The organism is Methylobacterium sp. M6A4_1b (genome assembly GCF_053345175.1).
On sequence record NZ_JBKEZQ010000055.1, the window covers coordinates 1 to 9,245 of the forward strand.

Annotated in this window: 4 protein-coding genes; all 4 read right to left on the reverse strand. The window is 70.9% G+C overall.

What is annotated here, in order from left to right:
• Positions 1-60: 60 nt before the first annotated feature.
• Positions 61-1,215: an HlyD family type I secretion periplasmic adaptor subunit gene (locus ACLBWX_RS22595; protein ID WP_447679182.1), complete on the reverse strand. Its 1,155-nt coding sequence runs from the start codon at positions 1,213-1,215 to the stop codon at positions 61-63.
• Positions 1,216-1,239: 24 nt separating this feature from the next.
• Positions 1,240-4,101, reverse strand: a complete 2,862-nt coding sequence (locus ACLBWX_RS22600; RefSeq protein ID WP_447679183.1) for a cadherin-like domain-containing protein — start codon at positions 4,099-4,101, stop codon at positions 1,240-1,242.
• On the reverse strand, positions 4,098-5,864 hold the full coding sequence (locus ACLBWX_RS22605) for a type I secretion system permease/ATPase (protein WP_447679184.1): 1,767 nt from the start codon (positions 5,862-5,864) through the stop codon (positions 4,098-4,100). Before ACLBWX_RS22605 ends, ACLBWX_RS22600 begins: the two co-directional genes overlap by 4 nt.
• Before the next feature lie 60 nt (positions 5,865-5,924).
• On the reverse strand, positions 5,925-9,245 hold a 3,321-nt coding region (locus tag ACLBWX_RS22610), incomplete at its 5' end, for a peroxidase family protein (protein ID WP_447679185.1).

Here is a 9,245-nt window from a genome sequence, read left to right on the forward strand (position 1 = left end):
GGCGCTTCCATGAAGAATTTGGCCCATAGCGCTTCCCTCGCAACATGGTGCTCGACCGTATCACCACACCGCGGGATCAAACACGTAGACGAGCCTGCCCTTCAGTTCCGGCGTCGTGCGCTGATTGAAGGCGGAGAACCTGAGTTTGGCCGGTCGTCCGACCTCGACCTGATCGATGCTCGAAGGAGCGATGTGGATCTCGATCTTCAACCGGGCATCCTCCGGAACCACGGTGGCCAGCACGTCGGCCGGGGTGATGACGCCTCCGACCGTGTAGGTCTTCAACTCGTGCAGGACACCGCTGGCCGGCGACCGGATCTCGGTCCGGGTGAGCCTGTCCTCCAGGGCCACGCGCCGGTTGGTCAGTTCGGAGAGCTTCGCGTCGACTGTCCCGAGCTCGCGCTGGGCCTCGGTCCGGGCCGTGTCGGAGATCGCCAGCAGCTGCACCCGGATCTCGCTCGACCGGACCTTCGCCCGGGCGATCGAGGCTTCGAGGGAGCCCTGCTCGCCGGTCAACCGATGGCGGTCGCGGCTGATGGGCAGGAACTTCGAGGATTCGAACAGACGCTTGTCGACCAGCTCCTGGAGCTTGCCGTGCTCGCTCGTCAGGATGGTCAGCTCCTCGCGCTTGGCGTCCTTCTGCTTCACCAGGCCGGCGATTTCCTCGGTGACCTGGCCGATCTGGAGCTCGAGTTGCTGGCGCTGGCTGTCGCGGCTGGCGAGGTTGCCCCTGAACATCCGCAGCTCGCCGTCCACGATGGACGCCGTCTTCGGTTCCGCACCGGCAAGGCCGGGCGGGAAGGACACCGCGCGCAATCCGTCGCGTTCCGCGAGGAGGCGGGCCTTCTTGGCGGACAGCTCGACGAGTTGCCCCTTCACGATGGCGAGTTCGGCCCGCGTCTGGGCATCGTCGATGCGGATCAGCACCTGATCCGCGACCACCGCCTGTCCGTCCCGGACCAGGATGGCACCGACGACGCCCCCGTCCCGATGCTGGACCGTCTTGGCATGCTGCTCGACGGTGACGGAACCCGGCGCCATGACGGCGCCGTTGAGGTCGGTCGTCGCCGCCCATCCTCCCACGCCGATCACGAGACCGATCCCGAGGGAGAACCCGACCAGGATGCGGGGCATGACCGAGAAGGACGCCTCGCCCCGCTGGTCGAGGTCGATGACCGATCGTGGACGGGGACGGCCGGTGGGTTGCGTGCGCATGATCGGGTCCTCCCGGAAACACGGTCAGGTGGTCGGCGAGCCGAGGGAGACGCCGGCGGCGTGCTCCGGCGTCTCGACGAAGAGCAGGGTGTGGCGACCGTCGAGGACGATGGTCGTCTCGAACCTGTCGTCGTGGTCGAGATCGGCGGAGATGACCGTCACGTCGCCCTCGTCGAGGAGGGCGGACTTGTACTGGATGCCCGACATGGTCCCGTCGCTGCGCTCCATCGCCTCCGAGAGCGAGCGACCGATCGCGGTCGGGCACGCCTCGAAGAGCGTCCACTTCAGCAGGTCGACGTAATCCCCGACCGAAAAGTCGGTGATCTGGACGGCCCGGGTCGCCTCCGGCTTTCCCGCGACGGCGAAGGCGTAGCCGTCGTTCCCGCCGCCGCCCGTCAGGACGACGTCCTCGTCCCCGACGACGAAGCGGTCGTGTCCGGACCCGGACACGATGGCCTCCATCGATTCCACCCGGTCCGCACCGAGCTCCGTACCCGACACCACATGGTGGACGAGGTCGACGAGCAGGTTCCCGCTCGCGGCGCCGACGTCGAGGGTGTCGAACCCGTCCCCGCCATCGACCCGGTCATCGTCGCCGTCGAGGGCCAGGACGACCCGGTCGTTCCCCGCGCCCGCGCGGACGATGTCGCATCCCGCTCCGTCGAGGACCGTATCCGCTCCCGCGCCGCCCTCGAGGACATCGTCGCCCGACCGACCCGCGAGCCGGTCGTCGCCGCCGCCTCCCGAAAGGCTGTCGTTCCCTTCGCCGCCGGAGAGACCATCGCCACCCGATCCTCCGATGACGGCTTCCAGGCCGGAGACCAGGTCCTGGCCCGTCTCCGCGCCGCTCGACGTGCCGGCAGCCAGATCGACCGTGACGCCCTCGCGCGTCGCCGAGAGATCGAGGGTGTCCCGTCCTTCGCCCCCGTCGAAGCGGTCGGCCTCTCCGTCCAGCGCCACCGCGACGGCGTCGTCGCCGGCGCCGCCGGACACCACGTCCGAGCCGGCCCCGTCCGACAGGGCATCCGCGCCCGGGCCGCCCTCGAGGCGGTCGTCGCCGCCCCCCCCGGCCAGGCGGTCCTCTCCGGCGCCGCCCGCGAGCGTCTCCGCCGCGGAACTCCCGAGCAGCACGTCGTCGCCGGAGCCCCCCCGCACCGTCTCGATCGATACGAGGCGGTCGCGGCCCGTCTCGCTTCCCGCGGAAACGCCCGCCGCGAGGTCGACCGAGACCCCCATGGTCGTGGCCGTGAGGTCCAGGGTGTCGGCGCCGTCCCCACCATCGAGGACGTCCTCCGCCCCGTCCCTGGCGGCGACGAGGACATCGTCCCCGTCCTGCCCCAGCGCGACGTCCCGACCGCCACCGTCCGCCAGGACGTCGTCCCCTCCGCCGCCCTCCAGGCGATCGTCTCCGTCGCCCCCCGATACGATGTCGCGTCCCAGGTCGCCGAAGGCCTGGTCGTTCCCTTCGCCGCCGTCGATACGGTCGTCCCCCGTACCGCCGAACAGGAGATCGGCCCCGCTCGCGCCCACCAGGACGTCGCTGCCCTCTCCGCCGTCGAGCAGGTCGTCCCCGGCATCCCCGAGCAGGATGTCGTTCCCGGCTTCGCCGAAGATGCGGTCGTTCCCGGCGCCTCCCGATACGACGTCCGCACCGGCGCCGGCGAAGATCACGTCGTCGCCTGCCCCACCCAGGACGGTATCGTCGCCCGCGCCGGCGACGATGTGGTCGTCGCCGGCGCCTCCGTCGATCAGGTCCGCCCCGCCCCGCGCATCGATGATGTCGCCGCCGGCGCCGCCCGCGATGTCGTCCGCGCAAGGGGTCCCGAGGATGAGGTCGTCGTCGCCCGAGCCCGCGATCGCGTTGCGGGCGACCACGTCGAAGCTCGCCGTCTGGGCGATGGCGAACTCGCCGTCCGTCACCTCGTAGGCGACGGTGACCGGACCGGGTCCGTCGCCGTCGAAGACCCAGCCGTCCCCGTCCCGGGCCAACGATCCCGACGACACGGTGACGTTGCGGACCGTCAGCGGATCGCCATCGGGATCCTGAACGTTCTGCAGGAGGTCGTTCATCGCGATGGCCAGCAGGGCGCAGCCCGTGGTGTCCGCGAGGTGAACGGGTCCCGTGGCGACGGGCGCCCGATTGCGCCGCCCCCCCGGATCGCCGGTCCCGTCTCCCGCCGGCACCTTGCCCGCCGGACCCGCACCGCCGTCGCTTCCGTCGCGAGGGGTGCCGCCGTCACCGCCGTCGCGAGGGGTGCCGCCCTGATCGCCCTGCGTGCCGGCGGGTTGCCCGGGGCCGGAAGGCTTCGGCGTGTGCGGGCCGGACATGTCCGGGATCGCGTCTCCCTCGGGATGCGGACGGGTTTCCGGATCGGCCGCGCCCGATGGCGTGTCGTCCCGACCCCCACCGCCTCCACCGTGAACGCCGCCACCCCCATGGCTTCCGCCGTTGTCGTTGGTGGGCCTCGGGATGACCGGCGAAGCCTTGAAGTCGTTGAGGTTCGGCTGCGGGTCGTGCCGGGCGAAGTGCAGCGCCTGGGCGTGGGGATGCGACGCGTCGTATTCCGATGCCGGATTGTCCAGCACGGGCGCCATCCCCGCCGATCCTGTGATCCGGGGTTCGGACGGCACCGCGTCCGGGGCCTGCTCGGCGGCGGGCAGGACGACCAGGCGGGGGCCGGCGGCGTGCGGCGCCTCCGCGGCCTCGACCACCGCCTCGGCATGCACCGGCTGGTGGAAGAGCGATTTCAGGTAGGCGGCCAGGGCCGCGACCGCCAGGGCCAGATAATACGGCGTGCCGGGCTTGGGTCCCGCACCCTGGGAGGCATAGGGCTGCGCGCCGTCCGCTCCGGCTTCCGTCCTGGTGCCCTTCGTCTCGATCATCATGCCGTCACCCGCCCCATCGAGGAGCGCTCCCTTGCGACAGTGGCGGGCTCGGTCCCCTGGGACACCTCGCGCGCGGCCTTGCCCAGGACGGCGTCCTTCGGCCCGAAGGCGGTGAGCCTCCCGTCCTGGATCACCGCGATGGTGTCGACGGCCGCCAGCACGCTGGGGCGGTGCGCGATGACGACGGCGATGCCTCCGCGGGCGCGCACGCCCAGGATGGCGTTCGCGAGCGCCGCCTCGCCCTCGCCGTCGAGGTTGGAGTTCGGTTCGTCGAGAACCAGGAGGAACGGGTTGCCGTAGAGTGCGCGGGCGAGCGCGATGCGCTGGCGCTGGCCCCCCGACAGGGACGTGCCGAACGGACCGAGCTCGGTGCGGTAGCCGTCGGGCATCCGCAGGATCATCTCGTGGACCCCGGCGGCCCGGGCGGCCGCGACCACCAGGGCCGGGTCCGCGTTCTCCGCGAGGCGGGAGATGTTCTCCTCCACCGTCGCGTCCATCAGGCAGACCTCCTGCGGCAGGTAGCCGACGATGCGTCCCAGGCTGTCCTCGTCCCATTGCGGGAGATCGGCGCCGTCGAGGCGGACGCCGCCGCGCAGCACCGGCCAGATGCCCGTCAGCGCCCGGCTGAGCGTGGTCTTGCCGCCGCCGCTGGGGCCGATGACCCCGAGCGCCTGGCCCGCGTTCAGCTCGAAGCTGATGTCCGAGAGCAGCACGCGTCCCGAGCCCGGTGCCGCGACCGTGACCGAGCCGACCCGCAGCGAGGCCTGCGGCGGGGGAAGCGGCATCGGCTTCTCGGCACCCGCCAGGGCCACCAGGGTCTCGCGCAGGCGGTCGAAGGCCGTCCTGGCCACGGAGATGGCCTTCCAGTTGCCGACCGTCTGGTCGATGGGCGCCAGGGCGCGCGCCGACGTGATGGACGCCGCGATGATGGACCCGGCCGAGAGCTCGCCGCCGATGACGAGGTAGGCGCCGAGGCCGAGGACGGCCGATTGCAGGATCATGCGCAGGACGCGGGAGATCGCGGCGAAGCTGCCGGTGATGTCCGTGGTCCGGGTCTGGAGTTCGAGGTGCTCGTTGTTCGCGATGCGGTACCGGTTCACGGCGCGTTCCGCGAAGCCCATCGCCTTGAGGACGTCGGCATTGCGGGCGTTCGAGTCGGCGATGGCGTTGCGGGCCACCACGGCCTGCTGCGTCGCCCCGGTCCAACGCCGGGTCAGAAGCTCCGTCACGATGGTGAGGAGCGTCAGCAGGACGGCGCCGGCCACGGTCAGGGCGCCGAGATAGGGATGCAGCAGATAGACGAAGACGAGGAAGACCGGGGTCCAGGGCAGGTCGAACAGGGCCACGAGGCCGGGGCTGCCGAGGAATCCGCGCACGGTGTCGACGTCCCGGCTTCGTTCCATAGCCTCGGCCGACGAGAAGCCGAAGCGCGGCATGTCGATGGAGACGCGCTGCGCGAGGGGTGCGACCCGGCGGTCGAGCTGGGCGCCGATCCGGACCAGGATCTGGAGCCTCAGCACGTCGAACATGCCCTGCGCCAGGTAGAGGCCGATGGCGAGCGTGGAGAGGCCGACCAGGGTCGGCAGGCTGCCGCTCGGGAGCGCGCGGTCGTAGACCTGAAGCATGTAGAAGGAGCCCGTCAGGGCGAGGATGTTGATGATGCCCGACATCCCGAACAGGAACGCGAAGGGCATCCCGAAATGCCGGGTGAGCCGCTCGGAGGAGCGTTTCCTGGCAAGGTGCTTCTGATCCTTGGAGCGCATGTCGGAATCCCCCTGCGGCCGGGTGAACGGGTCGGGCCCCCGAGCGGGGCCCGACCGGCGTCAGAGGGCGAAGTCCGCGGCGGTGGCGGCGGGCGTTCCCTTGATGCTGAACTTGAACTCGGGTGCCGCATCGCCCCCCGTGTTCCCGGCCACCACGGTGTAGTCGCCGTCGGCCCGGCTCTCCTGGGTGACCAGCAACTGCCCGACCCCGGTGAAGGCGGCCCCGGTCGCGAGCGTGAAGGCCTGGTTCCCGGCGACGCCCTGGTTCGCGTCGATGCCGCCGAGGTCGACCTTGTCCCCGGGTTGGAAGCTCGCGATGGTGTCGCCGTTGGCCGCCGCGGCGGATTCGAAGCGGTAGACGTCGGCGCCCAGGCCGCCGTCCATGACGTTCACCGCGTCGCTGGCCGTGATGTGGTCGTCGCCGGATCCGGTCACGATGTTCTCGATGCCCCAGAGGGTGTCGGAGCCGGACTGGCTGCTGGCGACGCCGCCCCGGCCCGCGAGGCCGGTCCCGAGATTGGCCGTGATGTTGGCGGTGATGGCCGACATGTCGAGCGTATCGATGCCGACGCCGCCGCCCGCCTCGTCCCCCCAGTAGGTGTCGTCCCCGTCTCCCGTCTCGGCCACGATGAGATCGTTGCCGTCGCCGGCAATGACGGTGTCGTTGCCGCCGCCGGCGGTCACGAGGTCGTTTCCGGCCCCCGCGAGGATGCGGTCCGCGCCGCCGTCGCCGTAGACCATGTCGGCCCCTGAGCCGGCGAGGATGTCGTCGTCGCCCGCACCGCCGAAGACGACGTCGCGTCCGTCGCCGGCATCGACGAAGTCGTTCCCGTCGCCTCCCCGGACCACGTCGGCCCCGTCGCCGGCGAGGATGTTGTCGTCGCCTCCCAGGCCGAGGACCGTGTCCGCGCCGTCCGTGCCGACCAGGATGTCGGCGAGGGCGGTGCCCGAGACGAGGTGGGCCGTCGGTTGCGGCGGAGGCGTCGTCCCGCCCTCCGTGGTCCCTCCGCCTGCGGGGCCACCTTCCGTGCCGTGTCCGTCGTCCTGCCCGGAACCTCCGGTCGCGGTCCCGCCATGGCCGCCGCCGCAGGCCGTGCCGTGGTCCCCGTCCTCGCCGTCGTCCTCACCGGTCCCGGCACCTGCACCCGAGCCTGTCCCGGAGCCCGTGCCTGTCCCGGAGCCCGTGCCTGTCCCGGAGCCCGTGCCTGTCCCGGAGCCCGTGCCGGTGCCCGAACCCGAGCCCGAACCGCTGCCGGTATCCGTCCCGGCACCGGAGCCCGTGCCGCTGCCGCCATCGCCGGTTCCGGTTCCGGTTCCGCCGCCGCCATCGCCCGTACCGTCGCCGGTGCCCGAACCGGATCCGGCCCCTGTCCCCGTTCCAGTCCCGGTTCCCGACCCGGAACCTCCCTGGCCGTCCTCGTCACCCACGGCGAAGATGTCCTCCTGAAGTCCGGTGAGGCCGGTGTTGCGCGCCACGATGTCCGAGAAGCTCTGTCCGTCGACCTGGTTCTGGTAGAAGTCGAAGTTGTCGAACCGGTCGGTGTAGTAGAACCGGTCTCCCTCCTGCAGGCGGTCGAACTGCTCGTGCAGGACGACCCAGAAGGTCTGCCCGACGACGCCGTCGTTGATGTGCGTCTCGGCCAGGCCGCCGACCCAGAGATCGACCCGGTCGATGCCCGAGACGTATTCGGTTCCGTCGGCGCGGATGTGGATGGCGATGTCGGGATTGGCCGCCACGAAGGCGGCACGCTGCTCCGACGTGGCGAGCACCAGGTCGGGATAGGCCTGCTTGAACTGCGCGATCACCGTGTCGCTCAGCCCGTTCCGCGCCTGGAAGTCCGCCCAGGACGCATAGGGGGTGAGGTTGCCCGCATAGCCTACCGCCTCGTGGACGTAGGGGTCGGTCGACGCCGTCAGGTCGGCCCGGACCTGGTTCAGCGTGCCGAGCCCGACATCGCGGCCGCGGGCCACGTTGAAGGCGAACAGGTCGGCGTTGATCCGCACCAGGTCGTTGCGCACCGCGTCGACGATGTTGAAGTCGACGGCCTCGGCCGACTGTGTCGCGACCCCCGCGAGGATGGCGTTCGCCCCGAGCTGGGCGTAGCCCGGCTGCGGCACGTAGCCGGGGGGCAGGGGGGCCGTGAAGGCGCCCGGGTCGTTCGTCGGGTTGAGGAAGGCGTCGACGAGCTGCACCTGGTGCGGCTGGCCGTCGGCGCTCATCACGGTCAGGGTCTGGCCGATGAGCGAATGCCCGACGCGATAGACCGCGGAGGCGAACTCCTCGGAGATGCGGGCGTCGACGCCGGGGTCGTAGCCGCTGTGCCCGTGCGAGCCGCTCCCCTTCATCCCGCCGATCAGGTGGTCGGCGAACTCGGTGAACACGACGCGCTGGTACTCGGCCTCGTTCATCATCTTGGCCGCCTGGAAGACTTCTTCCGGGGTGCCCTGGAATCCGGCTTCCAACAGGTTGTCGACGTGGAAGTTGTGGTTGCGCGCCCAGATGGTGTGGATCGCGGTGAGGCTCACGTTCTCGTTCGCCCGCCCGTCGCCGGCCACGAAGTGGTCGAGCAGGCCGACGAAGGGGTTGGTGTCGAGGAGCAGCGCGTTCCCGCTGCCCATGAAGTTCGAGGCGAAGGCGCTGACCGCCTCCGGATCGAAGGCGCCCGCCGCGTCGAGCAGGGAACCGGTCCGCGTCTCCGAGATGGCGAAGTTCGAGAAGTAGTCGCGGAAGCTGACCGAATGGGTCGGGCCCGGCAGCGAGGGGTCGTGGAAGATCGTGTTCGCGGCCCAATGGTGCTCGATCAGCGCGCGCAGGGTCGGCAGGAGGTTGAAGGCGGGATTGGACGGGTCCGGCAGCCCGGCCAGGAGGTGGGCGCCCACACCCTGATGCCCGTCGCTCTCGCGGAGGAACTGCCCGACGAGTTCGTGCGAGCCGTAGGCCTGGTTCTGGTCGACGAAGGGGGAGGTCTTGTTCAGGTGCTGCGGGACGCCGTCCGGTCCGATTCCCGAGACCTCGCCGCGGGTGAGGTCCGTCGGGTTGTCGCTGGTCGGGCTGCGGACGGCGCCGGGGCCGCCGATCTCGACGATGCCGTTGGCCGAGGTCTTGGGCAGGAAATCGAGGCCGTGGTCGAAATACTGCCCGAACGCCATGAAGAAGATGTTCGCGCCGCTCGCCTCGTGCGGCAGGTTCGGCTCCTGGGTCCCGAGCACGTTGCTGATGGCGCGCGGGTCCAGGCCGTTGAAGAGCGGATTGAGGGCGTTGTTGCCCGTCGCCGGGTCGTACGGGCCGTAATGGGCTTGCGTGAGCCGGATGAACGGCTGGTCGGCCGCCCCGTATTCCGGATGCGCCAGGTTGTTGCCGGCACCGGACAGGTGCCGGAC